The organism is Campylobacter volucris (assembly GCF_008245045.1).
Taxonomy (GTDB): domain Bacteria; phylum Campylobacterota; class Campylobacteria; order Campylobacterales; family Campylobacteraceae; genus Campylobacter_D; species Campylobacter_D volucris.
This window is the reverse complement of the sequence record NZ_CP043428.1, coordinates 1,508,993-1,524,917: the sequence shown is the minus strand read 5'-3', so window position 1 is coordinate 1,524,917 and position 15,925 is coordinate 1,508,993. Positions and strand designations below refer to the sequence as shown.

The following is a 15,925-nucleotide window of genomic DNA, read 5'->3' as shown; positions in this document are numbered from 1 at the left end:
TAATTTTTCTTAAAATTTTTAGTAGTTTAAAAGCTTGAATTTTAGCTTAGAGTTTATAAAAAATTGTTAAAATTATTCACAATAAAATATAAAATTTCACATTTATGTGAATAAAAGGTGAAAAGTTGAAAGTTTTGGGAATTGATCCTGGTTCTAGGTATTGTGGGTATGCAATTGTTGAAAAAATTAATAATAAAAATAAACTCATAGAAGCAGGACTTATAAAAATCAAACCCAATGACTTACAATACCAAATCACAGAACTTTGCGAAGGTCTTGATTTGATTTTTAAAAATCATCATTTTGATGAGGTAGCAATAGAGGATATATTTTTTGCTTATAATCCAAAAACGGTTTTAAAACTTGCTCAGTTTCGCGGAGCTTTGAGTTTAAAAATTTTACAAATGCATGGGGAATTTGCTGAATACACACCATTACAAGTAAAAAAAACAGTTACAGGTAAAGCAAAGGCTACAAAAGAACAAGTTGCATTTATGGTAAAAAGATTACTTGGAATTTCAAAAGATATAAAACCACTTGATATAACCGATGCTATAGCAGTGGCTTTAACTCATTTGGCTAATTTTAAAATAAAAGTTTAATTATTTCCCTATAAAATAAATTTCAACATCATGTAAAAGTTTTTCACATACAGCTGAATCTGTATTTTTATCGACAACTAGATTGATGTGATTTTTAGTATCTCTAAAACTTCCTGCAGATTTTGAATTTTTCATTTCTAATTTTTGATTGTCTTTTACATACTTGATAGTAATTATAAATTTAGTTGCAGCACTTGCTTCGCCAAGATTGGTTTCTATGACTACATTCATATTTGATGCTTTTGCTAGAGTGGTTTGAGTTTTATTAAGAATTTCTTTCATTCTTCTATTGAGTTCTAAAATTTTTGAAATAAATTTATTATCAATGCTTTCAAAAGAAACTTTGAGTTTATTCATAGTTTCTTGATTTGTTGGTTTATCAGGAGCTGTATAAACCATGTAAAAACCATTTTTAATATCTACTTTAGTACTTTTTGTATCTCTTCCACTTCCAAAAACTTTGACATAAATAGCATTATCAAGATAAACCCTATCTATCATAGGACCATAAATTTCATATTCTCTTTTTCTTACGATAACTTCTCTTGATGCTACTTGAATTTTTACTGAACATTCGTGGATTATAGGTTCCATTTCTTTTTTGATTTCAAGTAGTTCTTTAAGCATTTATTATCCTTACTTATTTTTTATAATAAATTATAACAAAAAAATATTTAATTTCTTGGATAATTTTTATTAAATATATATTTATTTTCTATAAAAAACTTTTTAAATTTGTTTTAAAATTATCGATTTTTTATCAGTATAATTATGTATTAAATATTTTTTTTAAAAAACGATTTGGGTATATTCTATATATTTTTTGAGGATACTATTTTTTTATGGTAAATGGAATTAGAGGGTTTAATATAACAACATATTTAACAAAAATATCAAGTCAACTTGATAATTCTTTAGAAAGACTATCTTCAGGTTTGCGTATAAATAGTGCTAAAGATGGTGCATCAGAATTAAGTATAGCCCATAATCTTGATGTAAATTCTAAAACATTACAACAAGCTATAAATAATGCAAACGATGCTATAGGTATACTATCTTTAGCAGATAAAGCAATGGATGAACAAATTAAAATAGTAGAACTTATAAAGATAAAAGCTACTCAAGCAGCTCAAGATGGGCAAAGTCAAAAAACAAGAAGAATTATACAAGAAGAAATAAATCTTTTAATAAATAGCCTTGATAACATAGCAAATAACACGATTTATAATGGTTTATCATTGCTTAATGGTTCTTTTATAAATAAGCAATTTCAAATAGGTAATTTATCAAATACAACTATAAATGCTAGTATAGGTTCAACTCAATCAAGTAGTTTAGGTACAACTCATTTTTTAACCAGTGCAAATATAATTGTTAGTGGTAATGATTTAAATATGAGTATAGGATCTCTTTTTGACAAAAATACAAGATATGATATAAAATTTAATATAGGATATAAAGAAGGTGAAGGTATAGGTGAACTTGCTACAGAGATAAATAAAATATCTGATAAAACAGGTGTAAGAGCTGATTATGAAGTTCAATATAAAGGACATGGTGGTGTTAAAGCTGGATGGACTGGAAATGATTTTTCTATAAATGGAGTGTTAATAGGTGCTATAGAAATTCAAGATGGCGATAAAAATGGGGTTTTAATAAACGCAATTAATTCCCAAACTCAATATACTGGTGTCAAAGCTTTTTTAGATGAAAATGGCAGATTGACATTAGATAGTATTGATGGTAGAGGTATAAAGATAGAAGATAGTTCAAATTCTTTTATGGCTTTAGCTGGACTTGATGCAAAAATTTATACTGGAGCTAAGATAAAGGATTTTAAAGCATTTAATGATGGTGGAGTTCAAATAAATGGAGTTGATATAAAAGCATCATCAAATGTTCAAGAATTTGTAGATAATATTAATGAGACTAGTGAAAAAAGTGGAGTATACGCGATTATAGAAGGAGATCAATATAGAATTTATTCAGTTGGTGACCCAAATGGAGTTATTGAAGTTACTGGTAATCAAGCCAAAAATACTGGATTAAAATTTACAACATTTAAAGGAGATTATGTTGATGCTGACAATGCTTTGATTAGGTATCAAGATAAACCAGGCATATCTATAGTATATATAGATGATGCAGGTGTAAAGCATACTTCAGACTTTATACCATTTTTGAAAAGTGATGGTCAAGAAAAATTTAATATGTATGATTTTGCAGATGCTATTAATGCTACAACTGCACAATTAGGTTTTAGTGCTAAGGTTGAAAAAAATGATAAAGGGCAATTAAGATTATCTATAAGTGCTCCAGATAATGTTAAAACAATAGTCGGATTTAATACCAATGATAATGAAGATCCAAATCGCCCAACTCCACCAAATAATGGTGCTGGAGTATTAGGTTTAAGACCTGAAAATTTAAAAGAGGCAACTGGCGTAAGATTGGATCAGAAATGGGAAGAATATGGTAGATTATCTTTAGTTTCTAGCGGTGTGATAGATATACAAATTTCAGGTAATGGTGTTAGTAATAATACTATAATAGGATTAGATGATGATTTAAAAGATTGTAATGGTGCTTTTGTGAGTTTAAGAGAAATGATGGGTGTTATAGATAAAGAAATAGCTGATGCTATGGGAATGTTTGCAAATTCTTATAATAAAAGTGATAGTGTGTTTTTAACCTTAAAAAGATCTATGGTTTTGATGGATATAGCTGATAATTCTTTAAAAACTTTAGATTCTATAAGATCTGATTTAGGTAGTGTTCAAAATCAATTACAATCTGCAATATCTAATATAACTATAACTAGTATTAATCTCTTAAGCAGTGCTTCTAATATAAAAGATCTTGATTTTGCTGATGAAAGTGCAAATTTTGTAAAACTAAAGATTATACGCGAAAGCGGGTCTTTATTACTTAGTAAAAATAATTCTTTTCAACAACAAATGATTGAGATGCTTTTAAAATAATTTACAATAATATATTTTATTTAAAACAAAATTATTTTTATTTGAAAAATTCTTGAAAGAAATAAAAAATGGTGGCTCCGATTGGACTTGAACCAACGACCACCACCATGTCAAGGTGGTGCTCTACCAACTGAGCTACGGAACCTTAAAAAACAAAAATTATATAAAAATATTTTTACATTGTGCTTAAATTTAGCCTTTAGGTTTTTTCATATCTTTTAACCACAAATCCAGTTGCGCTTCAAAACCTACACCTTTGCTATGATAAAATTTTAAATTTTTTTCTAAGTATTGTTGTTTTACCCAGCCTCCAAAATCATGTGGGTAAAGATAGTTTTTTCTTTGTGGGTGATTATTATCAAGATGAGGTAAGATTTTTAAAGCAGGGTTGTTTTGGACATAATTTAGGGCAGAATTTATAGCTAGATAGCTTGAATTTGATTTAGGAGAACTTGCTAAAAAAACTACACATTGAGCTAAGATTATCCTAGCTTCAGGATAACCTATGTTTTTTACAGCTATTAATGTGCTTGTGGCTAAATTTAGTGCTTGTGGATTTGCATTAGAGATATCTTCACTAGCAAAGATAACTAATCTTCTAGCGATAAAATCAGCACTTTCTCCCCCATCAATCAACCTTGCAAGATAATATAAACTTGCATTTACATCACTTCCCCTTAGACTTTTTATCAAAGAACTTGCAAGTTTATAATGCGTATCTTTGCTTGAAGTGCCATCGCTTAAAACATTAGCTCTTAGTTTTTTTAAAGTTTCAAGTTTGATATGTGTAGGATTTAATGCTAATGCAAATTCGCATAAATTTAAAAAACTTCTAGCATCATTGGCACTTGAAGTGATTAAAAAATCTTTTGCATCATCATCGATTTTGCATTGTAATTTTTCTTGAATTTTTAAAGCTAATTTTTCTAAATCTTGGTTTTTTAAACCTTTGAATTCAAAAAGCATAGTCCTGCTTCTAATGCCTGAAGTTAAAGTAAAATAAGGATTTTCAGTACTTGCACCTATGAAAATACACTTTTGATTTTCTAAAGGCACTAAAAGCATTTCTTGTTGGGTTTTTGAGAGCCTGTGAATTTCATCGATAAAAATTAAAGGTTTGTATAAAGAATTGTCATAGTTGTTTAGTATTTTTCTTAGATCTTCAAGCTTAAAATTTCCACCATCAAATTCAAAAAAATCTACTTTAAAATCATTTGCCACAGCTCTTGCAAAAGAAGTTTTTCCACATCCTGCTGGACCAAAAAATATACTATGAGGAAGTTTTGAAAGAAAGATAAATTGCTTAAAAATTTCTACTAAATTTTCTTGTCCTAAAATCTCATCAAGAGTTTTAGGACGAAATTTCAAATTTAAATTTGACATTATAAGTTTGGATTAAATTCTTCTCCATTAAGGATAGCTTTGACATCACTTTTGTTACTATCATCATAGCTAAAATCTAGCGTATAACTTCCATTGTTATCTACAAAATACATATCAAAATTATTAAATTCAGGAATGATTTGGCTTGGAAGAAGTTCAGAGTTAATATTTGCTTGAGCTTTTATGTTGTTATCTTTGATTATAGCTTGAGCTTTTGCTTGAAATTTCTTTTCTTCTTTTGAGAATGAAAAATCATTTAAGAAAATTTCTGGATTGCTTTGTAAAAATTGATTTGATAAAACCATTAGTGAAAAAATATTTCCATCTGATTTTAGGTATTGATCATAAGCTTTTTTAGAGATATTAACCAATTTCATATCCATATTAATATTATCTAATGAAAGATTGTTAGAAGGTAGAGAGAATTTATCCATGCTAAATTTCAATGCGCCATCGTATTCATTGTTTGTATTTGTAAGAGTTTTTGCATTAGCCTTTAAATTGCTAACTATTACATCTTTTAAATCAATCAATTCTATATCGATTTTTTGCTCACCAGTGCGTGCAGGAGTGAAAATATCTTCGAGTTTTAAATTTTCAAAAGGAAATTCAGCTATTTTAACATTTTTCAATTCCATTTTATTATAATCATCCTCAAATAAAAAATGATTTAGATTTAATTGGATTTCTTTTACAAATTCTTCTTTAAGATCGATATTTATATCAAAATTTTTAACTAATAATGTTTTATTATCTTTAGTAGTGTTAATATCGTTAACTTTAGCATTGATAGCTATTTTATCATTTGCTTTGACATTAACAAATATTTTCATAATTTCTTTGTTTGTAAATAAATCATTCATATCTTCATTTTCATTGATAATAGAAATTTTTGCATTATTACTTACAAAGAAAATATTTGAAAAATCAATATTAATTGTAAAAATATAAAAGTCATTGAATGAAATTTTAAAGCTTCCTTTAGAATCTAAAAAGTTTTTAGTAAAATTGACATCTTTAACTTCATAATAATCTGTGCTTTTGCTTATGTGATTAAAAATTTTTTCATTGACAGAGCTAACATAAGAAGTTGAAATGAAAAATAAAACAACAAGTGTTGCTAAAAGGACGATTCCTGCAATAATTTTTTTCATAATTTTCCTTAAAAATAAATTTTGATTTTTAATTTTGGTAAGTATTTTAAAAAAACCGAGTATTATAAAATTTTTATATTTATACATTACTTAACTTTTTTTTCTATAATTGCATTATTTTAAATAAAGGTAAAAAAATGAAACTTTTTGGAACTGATGGAGTTAGAGGAAAGGCAGGGGAATTTTTAGATTCATTTTTAGCAATGCGTTTGGCTATGGCTGCTGGAATTTATTTTAAAGACAAAGCTCTTACAAATAATATTTTAGTAGGAAAAGACACAAGAAGAAGTGGTTATATGATAGAAAATGCCATAGTTTCAGGACTAACTTCTATAGGTTATAATGTTATAGAAATAGGACCTATGCCTACTCCTGCAATTGCGTTTTTAACTGAAGATATGCGTTGTGATGCGGGCATTATGATATCAGCTTCGCATAATCCTTACTATGATAATGGGATTAAATTTTTTGATGCACATGGCAATAAATTAGATGAACAAGCAGAAGCTAAGATAGAAGAAATTTACTTTAACGATAAGCTTATAGAAGAAGCTAAAACTACTAAATCACAAATTGGTCAAGCAAAAAGAATTGATGATGTTATTGGTAGATATATCGTTTCTATAAAAAATTCTTTCCCTAAAAATTTGACTTTAAAGTCAATGCGTGTGGTGCTTGATGTGGCTCATGGTGCATCGTATAAGGTTGCTCCAACCGTTTTTAAAGAGCTTGGTGCTGATGTAATTGTAATTAATGATAAACCAAATGGTTTAAATATCAATGAAAATTGTGGAGCTTTACATCCTTTGACTTTAGCAGCAGAAGTGAAAAAATTTAGAGCTGATGTGGGGTTTGCTTTTGATGGAGATGCAGATCGTTTGGTGGTTGTAGATGAAAAAGGTGAAGTAGCTCATGGAGATAGTTTGCTTGGAGTATTGGCTTTGTTTTTGAAAAAACAAGGAAAATTAAAATCAAGCGTAGTAAGCACTATAATGAGTAATGGTGCTTTAAAAGAATTTTTAAACAAACACAAAATTAAACACGAAACTTGCAATGTTGGCGATAAATATGTTTTAGAAAAATTAAAAGAATGTGATGGTAACTTTGGTGGCGAGCAAAGTGGGCATATCATTTTTAGTGATTATGCTAAGACAGGCGATGGTTTGGTGGCTGCATTACAATTTAGTGCTTTAATGCTTAGTGAAGAAAAAAGTGCTAGTGAAATTTTAAGCCAAGTTAAGCCTTATCCTCAACTTTTGCATAATCTTAAAATTTCAGAAAAAAAAGATTTATCTACCCTTGAAGGTTTAGATGCTTTAAAACAAGATTTAGAAAAAAAAGGAATTGCAAGTTTGTTTAGATACTCAGGGACTGAAAATTTAATTCGTTTGTTATTAGAAGCTAAAGATATAAAAATACTAGAAAAACAAATGAAAGATGTGGAAAAATTTTTTATGAAAGCACTTAATGCTTAAAATTTTTCCTTTGAAATTTTGGATTATTTTTGCTATTGTTTTTGCATTAGATCAAGCTAGCAAATATTTATTTTTACAAGGTTTAGGGTATAAAGGTGAATTTTTTGATTTGGTTTTGACTTATAATACAGGTGTAGCCTTTTCAATGTTTGCTTTTTTAGGTGCATATTTAAAATACATACAACTTATATTTATTGTGGTTTTGTTTGGATATTTGTTTTATCAAAAAGAATTTTTAAAAACCCATCTTGTGGCTTTTGCGATAATGCTAAGTGCAGGGTGTTCAAATTTATTAGATAGATTTGTTCATATTGGCGTGGTTGATTTTGTATTTTGGCACAAATGGTTTGAATTTGCTGTATTTAATCTAGCTGATGTGATGATAAATATTAGCGTGGTATTGATTTTGATAAAAGAATTTTTAAATAAAGGAGAGAAATGTTAGATTTTATAACCGAATGGTATTTATGGATTAAAATGGTGCATTATTTGGCTTTTGTATCTTGGATGGCTGGATTGTTTTATCTGCCAAGACTTTTTGTTTATCATGCAGAAAATAGTAACAATAAAGGTTTTGTAGATGTAGTAAAAATTCAAGAGCGTAAATTGTATTTTTATATACAAACTCCTGCAATGATAGCAACTTTAATCAGCGGTAGCTTAATGCTTCATGCTAATAAAGTTTTGATGGTAGGATCAGGATTTATGCATGCAAAATTAACCTGTGTTTTGCTTTTGATTATTTATCATTTGCAAAATTATTATTATTTAAGACAACTACAAAATGATGTTTGCAAAAAAAGCGGTAAATTTTTTAGAATTTATAATGAAGTTCCGACTATATTGTTTATTATCATTGCGATAATGATGGTTATAAGGCCATTTTGATAAAAGCCAAAAATGGCTTTTATCCTTTAAATTCCATACTTTTAAAATTTAATGGTTCAACATTTTCATGCATAATGCTAATATGATCTTTGTTTTTAATACGCTTATCGTCTCTAAATACAGCACGCACTAAATCCATACCTGTATAAAAATCTTTCATTAAAACCATAAACAAATAACGCCCAAATTCACTCACATATAATGTATCATTTTCTTTTTTAATGGCTTTGCTTAATTTAAGTCCTAAAAGTTCTATGAAAAGATCTTTTTCAAGATCGCAATTTAGTGTTTGATTGAATTTATTAATTTCTATTTTTCCTGCAAACATTTCTGTTAAAAATACATATTTGATAATTTCTTTCTTGCTAAAATTAGCTTTAGCTATGTTTGCATTTTGTTTTTCTTTAATCAAATTAGAATAATCATTTAAATTAAAAGCATTGATTAAAAGTTCTTCATCTAAGAAGCTAAATGCACCGCTTCCAACTCCTAAATATTCATGATGAGAGCTTACATACTCATCATTAAAACTACTTTTTTCCAAAGAAAAAGACCAAGCATTATTTCTTTCATAATCTTTGAAAAAATCTACAATTATTTTATAAAATTCAAACTCATTATCTTCAAAGCTTACCCCTAAAGTTTTGGCTATATTGTCTTTAGTGAGATTTGATTTCATCAATGGATAAGTAGTGATTTGCTGAGGTTTTAAATTTTTAGCAATTTGTAAATCTTTTAGCAATTGTTCTTTGGTTTGACTTGGAAAATTAAAAATTAAATCAAGACTCATTACAGGTAAAATTCCAATAGCCTTAGAAAGTTTTTCTTGTAATTGCTCACTAGATCCAAATTTATGATATCTTGCTACTTTTTTGAGTATATCATCATCAAAACTTTGTATGCCACAGCTTAAGCGATCGATCAATCCTTTAAAAATTTCTAATTTTTTTGGCTCTATATGATTAGGATCAGTTTCGCAAGAAATTTCTTTGATATTAAAAAGTTTTTTACAAAGTTCTAAAGTTTTAGCTAGTTCTTCTTCGTTGATCAAAGTAGTACCGCCTCCAACATACATGGAGCTAAAATCAAAACCTTTATCTTTAATTTGTTTAATTTCTTCTCTTAAGCTTTCAAAATATCTTTTTGATAAATTTTCATCATAGTAATATTTGTGAAAACTACAATATGGACAAAAAGTGTGGCAAAAAGGTATATGAGCGTATAACATATAAGATTTATTTGGATTTACCTTTTTGTTTTGTCCTGTTTTTAAAAGTTTCACATCAAAGCCATTTTCTAAAGATTTTTGCATAGCTTTATGTGAATATGCAAGTGCGGTTTTTTGTAAAAAATTCATGCTTTTCCTAAAAAATATGTAGTTGTTAAAATAAGGTTATAATTGTATCATATTTTTTTACAAAGGTTTAAATATGAAAAAAATATTTATAATTTGTTTTATTTTTATAATGGCATTTTTAAATATGATAAATGCAGCCCCTTTAGATGAAATTTTTTAAGATATCAATGTTTCAGGTAAGATGCAATATCGTTTTGAATACAACAGCCCTAAAGATAGAAATGATAAATCTCATCAAAGAATTAAAATCCCAACACATTAACAATTTGTGAAAAAAGTAATTTTAGTATTTATATTTTTTGTAAGTATAGCCAGTTGCATTCCTTTAGAAGAAGCTATTGAAAATCTTAATTTTTTTTACACCACCAAAGAAATGTTATCATTTTGTAGTAGATGCTAATAATTCAAAAACAACTAAGCCTTAAAGACTTAGTTGTTATAAAAATTTGTTTCTAAATTTTCTTCCATAGCTTTAATGTTTTCTTTAGAATTTTCCTTAGCATTAAATCCACCGCCAAATGCTTTAATCACATCTACTATAGAATTTGCTAATTCATAAGAAGAGCTAGTATATGAAAGTTTTGCGTTTAAATAATTTCTTTGATCTTGTAAAAAATCAGCTAAATTAATCACCCCATTTTCATATCTTAAAGTAGAAATTTCATAGATTTTGCTTTGAGCTATAAAGAGATTTTTGTAATTTTGCTCATTTTCATAATAACTTTTGCGGTTAAACAAAGCCAGTCTGATTTCTGCAAATGCTGTTTTTAAAGTATTTTCATATTGTAAAAATGCTTCATCTTTAGTGAGTTTTGCTATATTGACATTATTGACTATTTCACCCCAATGAAAAATTGGCATCATAAAATTTCCAGCTACTCCCCAAGTACCACTTCCATTTTTGACTAATAAATCTAAATCTTTGCTTTGAAAGCCTAAAAGTCCTGTTAAAGAAAGACTTGGTAAAAATGCACTTCTAGCAACCCCAACAAGATAGTTTTTTTCTTCTAAAGTTTTTAAACTAGCTTGGATATCAGGTCTTTGAAGTAAAATTTCACTCCCTATGCCTTGTGGTATTTTAATATCATATTGTCCAATTTTTGAATAGTTTATACCATTATAAAGTATATCATCGATATTGTTTGAAGTGAGTATTTTTAAAGCTTTGATGTTTGATTCTTTTTGTATTTTGGTATTAGTGAGTAATATTTTAGAATTTTCAAGCTCGGCTTTGAATTGATTAAGCTCGTATTCTCCTATAACTCCTAATTTAAAATGTTCTAATTTTAAGTTATAAGTTTTTTGATAACTTTGCATACTTTCTTCTAAAATTTTTTCTTGCTCACTTAAATTTGATATATTAAAGTATGTTTTTACAACATTAGAAATCAAACTAAGTCTAGCGCTTTCATAATCAAATTCGCTTGCTTTGAGCTTTGATTTAGACGCTCCATAGTTGTCTCTATATTTTCCCCATAAATCAACTTCGTAGCTTAAATTCAATCCTAGGTTAAAATCATTTCCATATGCAAAGTCTTGAGTTTTATTGCTTGGTGCGTTGATACTTGTTTTAGATCTTGCTCCGCTTGCACTACCATCAAGTTTAGGAAGCAAATCACTCCTTGATATACCTAAAGCTTCATAAGCTTTTTGTAAATTTAAAAAAGCAATTTGCAAATCATTGTTGTTTTTTAATGCTTGTTCTACCAAAGTATCTAAATTAGAATCGTTAAACATTTTCCACCATTGTTTGTCAATGCTTATGTTTTCATCTAGATTTTGTGTGTAATTTACATCAGAAATTTTTAAATTTGGTTTTAAACTACAACCTACTATAAAAAGACATCCTATAAAGAGTAGTATTTTACGCATGTGTTTTACCTCTTTTTTTATCAAGCCAATTGTTAAAACTTTCTAATAAATAGAAAAACAAAGGCACGAAAAATATTGCTATGGTAGAAGCTGCTATCATACCTCCAACAACTCCTGTTCCTATAGCATGACGACTCGCACTTCCTGCTCCATAAGCAAAAACCAAAGGTAAAATTCCACAAATAAATGCCAAAGAAGTCATTATAATAGGTCTAAATCTTAATTTTGCTGCATTTACCGAAGCTTCAAAAATGCTTTTGCCTTTTTTAAGGTGCTCTTCCATTGCAAATTCTACGATTAATATTGCGTTTTTAGCAGAAAGTCCTATCAAAAGTAAAAGTCCTGTTTGAAAGTATATGTCATTGTCTATACCTCTTAGCCATACAAAAAGCAAAGAACCAAAAACAGCAAAAGGCACTGCTGTGATAACAGCTAAAGGCATAAGCCATCTTTCATATTGTGCAGCTAGGATTAAAAATACAAATAAAAGTCCTAGTGCAAAAGCAACTTGACCAGCTCCGCTGCTTGTAACTTCTTGATATGCTGAACCAGCCCATGCTATGGAATAATCTTCACCAAGCGTTTCTTTTGCAACTTGTGCAATAGCATTGATTGCTTGACCAGAGGTATATCCTGGTGCAGGGGTTCCTTGGATTAGTGCTGAAGGGAACATATTAAAGCGTTTTACATCATCAGGTCCAACACTTCTTGAAAAAGTTAAAATGCTATCAAGTGCTATCATAGAACCATCTTTTGCCCTAACAAAAATATTTTTTAAAGCATTTTGGGTATTTCTAAAATCCCCTAATGCACTAATATTAACACGATAGTTTTTACCTAGCATTGAAAAATCATTGATATAGTAGGTTCCTATGGTGGCGCTTAAAGTATCAAAAACATCGTTTAAATTCAAACCATATAGTTTTACTTTGTCGCGATTAATATCTAGTTTAAATTGAGGAAAATTTGTATCAAGAGTTGTTCTTACATTGATGAGTTCTGGGCGTTTGTTTGCTACTTCTAATAATTTATTAACATCTTGTTGGATTTCATCATAGCTTTTACCGCTACGATTTTGAGCATACATTTCAAAACCACCTGTTAAGCTTAATCCTTGTATAGGAGGTAAGTTGAAAAAGTATGATTGAAAATTAGGATTTAAAAAATATTGTTTATTATACATACTAATAATATCAAAACTGCTTGTATCTCTATCATCCCAATTTTTTAAATTGATAAACATTGCTGCAGAATTTTCTTTTAATGAGCCTGTAAAAAGGTCATAACCTATCAATCCAACAACATTTGTGATATTTTCATTTTTCATTATTTGTTCGGTTAATGCATCAACTGATTGGGTTGTTCTATTGAGTGAAGAAGCAGCTGGTAAATTGACAATCGATAAAAAACTACCTTGATCTTCTTCAGGAACCAAAGAAGTTGGTACTATTTTAAATAATGCTACTAATCCTATTAAAAATATGAAAAAAATTAAAACAAATCTAACGGTTCTTTTTAGTATATAAGCAACCCCAGCACCAAAAACATTAACAGACCAATCAAAAAAATCATTGAATTTTTTTACAATATAAAAAGGCTCGCTATGAGTTCTTTTTAAAAATATCGCACATAAAGAAGGAGTTAGTGTTAATGCCACAAAGCCTGAAATCGTAACCGAAACAGCTAGGGTGATTGCAAATTGTTTTTGAATTTCTCCCACAAAGCCTGATATAAAAGATACGGGAATAAAAACTGCACAAAGCACAAGTACTATAGAAACAACAGGAGCTGCGACTTCTTCCATGGCTTTAATGGTTGCATCTTTTATGCTGATATTTGGATCTTCATGTATGATTCTATCGACATTTTCAACGACAATAATCGCATCATCAACAACTATACCAATAGCCAAAATAAGTGCAAATAATGTTAGTAAGTTGATGCTAAATCCTAAGATGTAAAGTCCAGCAAAAGTTCCTAGTATGGATACTGGAACGGCTATCATAGGGATGATGGTCGAGCGGAAATTTTTTAAGAATAAATACATCACAATCACAACAAGGATTAATGCTTCAAAAAATGTCTTTACCACTTCTTTAATAGAGGTTTTGATAAATAAAGTAGTGTCATAAGGAATTTTATATGCTAAGCCTTCAGGGAAATTTTTAGAAAGTTCTTCAAATTTTTTATGAACTAATTCTGCTGTGCTAACAGCATTTGCTCCAGTTTGTAAAAAGATTAATATAGGAGTGGCACTAGAACCATTTAATCTTCCATTAAAAGTGTATTCTCTTGAGCCCAAGGCAACTTCTGCTACATCTTTTAATCTTAAAAATGATCCATCTTCATTAACTCTTAAAATGATGTTTTCAAATTCTTTGGTATTTTTTAATCTTCCTTGCATAGTTACTGAATACACATAAGGAGATTTTTCTACCACAGGTTCTTGTCCTATTTTGCCTGTTGCATATTGAGCATTTTGTTCTCTAACTGCTGCTATTACATCTGTGGCTGTGATTTGATATCTATTTAGTAAATCAGGATTTAACCAAATTCTCATAGAATAATTTCTTGAGCCAACTGCTGCAGCATTACCTACACCAGGAACCCTAGCAAGATCATCTAAAATATTCAAAGCAGCATAATTATATACTTCTAGTACATCCATAGATCCATCAGGTGAGTATAAACTTGCAATTTCTAAGATATTTGTTCCGGTTTTTCTAACACTAACTCCGGTTTTTTTTACTTCTTCAGGAAGTTTTGCCATAGCAGCTGAAATTCTGTTATTAACATCGACTGTTGCTTGATCAGGATCTGTTCCGATGTTAAAATACACACTTAAAGTCATTTCACCAGATGAGCTTGAGGTTGAATCCATATAAATCATATTTTCAACCCCATTGATTGCATCTTCAAGAGGTATTGCAACTGTTTGAGCCACGGTTTGTGCATCAGCTCCTGCATAAGTAGCACTTACTTTAACAGCAGGTGGAGTTAAAGATGGGTATTGCTCTACAGGTAAAGAATAAAGCCCAATAAGTCCAGCCAAAGATATAATGATAGAAACAACACAAGCAAAAACAGGTCTTTCTATGAAAAATTTAGAAAACATTATTTATTCTCCAATACGCTAACACTTGAACCAGGTCTTATTTTTTTAAAATTATTGATAATCACTTTATCTCCATCTTTTAATCCTGTGTTGATAATCACTTTATCTGAAGTTTGATAAATAACATTAACAATGGTTTTTGCAACTTTTCCATCAACTAAAGTATAAACAAAAGTAGAGCTATCATCTTGTAATAGTGCAACTTGTGGAATTTCAAAACCATTTTTTTGAACAAATCCTCCAACACTTACATTCGCAAATGATCCAGGCATTAAATTTGAAGTATTATTATCAAAAATAGCTTTAGCTTTTACTCCACCGCTATTTGCATCTATAACGCTATCTATAAAATACAATTTTCCATTATAAATTTCACCGCCAATACTAGCTTGAACTTGAACATCTTCTAATTGCCAATTGCCATTTTTTATATTTTTATTCATACTGATTTTATCTACATCTGAGATATAAAAATCTGCAAAAATTGGATTAATGTTTGTAATGCGTACTAAATCAGTATTTGCAGTATTTACATAATCACCCACATCCACTAATGCATCGCCTAATACACCATCAAATGGAGCGCTAACTACTGTGTATTTTAAATCTAATCTCGCATTAGAAAGTTTTGCTCTAGCACTTTCTAAAGTTGCTTTTGTAGAATTAAATTTAGCCAAACTCGCATCAAATTCTTTTTGAGAAATGGCATTTTTTTCTATCAAAACACTATCTCGTTCAAAATTTTTCTTTGCATCTTCAAAATTTGCTCTTGCAACTAACGCATCGCCATAAGCTATATTTACATTTGCTTGGTATTTATCAGGTTCAATTAAAAACAATTTGTCGCCTTTTTTTACAGCCTGACCACTTTTAAAATACTTTTGTTTTATTTCACCGCTTACTTTAGGTTTTATCATGACATCTAAATCTGTGCTCAACTTTGCTGGGTAAGAAAATTTCAAAGGCAAATCTTTACTTTGCATTGTTATGATATTTACAGGTTGAGGAGGTAGTTGTTTTGCTTGATTATTTTGTTCTTTAGAGCAAGCTGATAAAATCATTAAAGCACATATAGAAGCGATAATTTTAGTTTTCATT

At 28.9% G+C, this 15,925-nt stretch carries 12 protein-coding genes and 1 tRNA gene; 5 read left to right on the top strand and 8 right to left on the bottom strand.

The genetic code is table 11. The features are described from left to right. The first annotated feature begins 125 nt into the window (after window positions 1–125). Window positions 126–602: a crossover junction endodeoxyribonuclease RuvC gene (ruvC, locus tag CVOLT_RS07860; RefSeq protein WP_039666202.1), complete on the top strand. Its 477-nt coding sequence runs from the start codon at window positions 126–128 to the stop codon at window positions 600–602. Here ruvC and CVOLT_RS07855 read toward each other — a convergent pair whose 3' ends face one another. Further along, a complete protein-coding gene (locus CVOLT_RS07855) occupies window positions 603–1,229 on the bottom strand; it encodes a hypothetical protein (RefSeq protein ID WP_039666201.1) in 627 nt (208 codons plus the stop codon). It lies immediately after the preceding gene. Window positions 1,230–1,444: 215 nt separating this feature from the next. On the opposite strand from CVOLT_RS07855, the gene CVOLT_RS07850 reads away from it, so the two are divergent. Then, window positions 1,445–3,583, top strand: a complete 2,139-nt coding sequence (locus CVOLT_RS07850) for a flagellin-like protein (RefSeq protein ID WP_052243203.1) — start codon at window positions 1,445–1,447, stop codon at window positions 3,581–3,583. 69 nt (window positions 3,584–3,652) lie between these two features. Here the strand turns inward: CVOLT_RS07850 and CVOLT_RS07845 are convergent. The 3 genes from CVOLT_RS07845 to CVOLT_RS07835 form a co-directional block, all read right to left on the bottom strand. Next, window positions 3,653–3,728 (bottom strand) — tRNA-Val (locus CVOLT_RS07845). A gap of 47 nt (window positions 3,729–3,775) precedes the next feature. Further along, window positions 3,776–4,966 carry a replication-associated recombination protein A gene (locus tag CVOLT_RS07840; RefSeq protein ID WP_039666200.1) on the bottom strand — a complete coding sequence of 397 codons (1,191 nt, stop codon included), beginning with the start codon at window positions 4,964–4,966 and terminating at the stop codon, window positions 3,776–3,778. After that, window positions 4,966–6,120, bottom strand: a complete 1,155-nt coding sequence (locus CVOLT_RS07835; RefSeq protein WP_039666199.1) for a YdgA family protein — start codon at window positions 6,118–6,120, stop codon at window positions 4,966–4,968. The genes CVOLT_RS07840 and CVOLT_RS07835 overlap by 1 nt, the downstream gene beginning before the upstream one ends. Window positions 6,121–6,257: 137 nt before the next feature. Here CVOLT_RS07835 and glmM point away from each other — a divergent pair, with 137 nt between their 5' ends. From glmM to hemJ, 3 genes are read left to right on the top strand one after another with little or no spacing between them, the layout of a single operon-like run. Continuing rightward, window positions 6,258–7,595 carry a phosphoglucosamine mutase gene (gene glmM, locus CVOLT_RS07830; RefSeq protein WP_039666198.1) on the top strand — a complete coding sequence of 446 codons (1,338 nt, stop codon included), beginning with the start codon at window positions 6,258–6,260 and terminating at the stop codon, window positions 7,593–7,595. Further along, window positions 7,588–8,040, top strand: a complete 453-nt coding sequence (gene lspA, locus CVOLT_RS07825; RefSeq protein ID WP_039666197.1) for a signal peptidase II — start codon at window positions 7,588–7,590, stop codon at window positions 8,038–8,040. Before glmM ends, lspA begins: the two co-directional genes overlap by 8 nt. Beyond that, window positions 8,034–8,483 carry a protoporphyrinogen oxidase HemJ gene (gene hemJ, locus CVOLT_RS07820; protein WP_039666196.1) on the top strand — a complete coding sequence of 150 codons (450 nt, stop codon included), beginning with the start codon at window positions 8,034–8,036 and terminating at the stop codon, window positions 8,481–8,483. The genes lspA and hemJ overlap by 7 nt, the downstream gene beginning before the upstream one ends. A 19-nt stretch (window positions 8,484–8,502) precedes the next feature. Here hemJ and CVOLT_RS07815 read toward each other — a convergent pair whose 3' ends face one another. The 4 genes from CVOLT_RS07815 to CVOLT_RS07800 all read right to left on the bottom strand — a co-directional run bounded on the left by CVOLT_RS07815 (window position 8,503) and on the right by CVOLT_RS07800 (window position 15,924). Next, a complete protein-coding gene (locus tag CVOLT_RS07815; RefSeq protein ID WP_039666195.1) occupies window positions 8,503–9,840 on the bottom strand; it encodes a coproporphyrinogen III oxidase family protein in 1,338 nt (445 codons plus the stop codon). Window positions 9,841–10,269: 429 nt separating this feature from the next. Then, a complete protein-coding gene (locus CVOLT_RS07810) occupies window positions 10,270–11,712 on the bottom strand; it encodes a multidrug efflux system CmeABC, outer membrane lipoprotein CmeC (RefSeq protein ID WP_039666194.1) in 1,443 nt (480 codons plus the stop codon). Then, window positions 11,705–14,827 (bottom strand): efflux RND transporter permease subunit, encoded by a 3,123-nt coding sequence (locus tag CVOLT_RS07805; protein WP_039666193.1) that lies wholly within the window; start codon window positions 14,825–14,827, stop codon window positions 11,705–11,707. Before CVOLT_RS07805 ends, CVOLT_RS07810 begins: the two co-directional genes overlap by 8 nt. Continuing rightward, window positions 14,827–15,924: an efflux RND transporter periplasmic adaptor subunit gene (locus CVOLT_RS07800; protein ID WP_039666192.1), complete on the bottom strand. Its 1,098-nt coding sequence runs from the start codon at window positions 15,922–15,924 to the stop codon at window positions 14,827–14,829. The genes CVOLT_RS07805 and CVOLT_RS07800 overlap by 1 nt, the downstream gene beginning before the upstream one ends. Window position 15,925: the final 1 nt, after the last annotated feature.

Excerpts from the sequence above, each read along its gene's own strand:
- CVOLT_RS07855 (WP_039666201.1), bottom strand. The coding sequence starts at position 1,229 with ATGCTTAAAGAACTACTTGAAATCAAAAAAGAAATGGAACCTATAATC.
- CVOLT_RS07850 (WP_052243203.1), top strand. The coding sequence starts at position 1,445 with ATGGTAAATGGAATTAGAGGGTTTAATATAACAACATATTTAACAAAA.
- CVOLT_RS07840 (WP_039666200.1), bottom strand. The coding sequence starts at position 4,966 with ATGTCAAATTTAAATTTGAAATTTCGTCCTAAAACTCTTGATGAGATT.
- CVOLT_RS07835 (WP_039666199.1), bottom strand. The coding sequence starts at position 6,120 with ATGAAAAAAATTATTGCAGGAATCGTCCTTTTAGCAACACTTGTTGTT.
- glmM (WP_039666198.1), top strand. The coding sequence starts at position 6,258 with ATGAAACTTTTTGGAACTGATGGAGTTAGAGGAAAGGCAGGGGAATTT.
- lspA (WP_039666197.1), top strand. The coding sequence starts at position 7,588 with ATGCTTAAAATTTTTCCTTTGAAATTTTGGATTATTTTTGCTATTGTT.
- hemJ (WP_039666196.1), top strand. The coding sequence starts at position 8,034 with ATGTTAGATTTTATAACCGAATGGTATTTATGGATTAAAATGGTGCAT.
- CVOLT_RS07815 (WP_039666195.1), bottom strand. The coding sequence starts at position 9,840 with ATGAATTTTTTACAAAAAACCGCACTTGCATATTCACATAAAGCTATG.
- CVOLT_RS07810 (WP_039666194.1), bottom strand. The coding sequence starts at position 11,712 with ATGCGTAAAATACTACTCTTTATAGGATGTCTTTTTATAGTAGGTTGT.
- CVOLT_RS07805 (WP_039666193.1), bottom strand. The coding sequence starts at position 14,827 with ATGTTTTCTAAATTTTTCATAGAAAGACCTGTTTTTGCTTGTGTTGTT.
- CVOLT_RS07800 (WP_039666192.1), bottom strand. The coding sequence starts at position 15,924 with ATGAAAACTAAAATTATCGCTTCTATATGTGCTTTAATGATTTTATCA.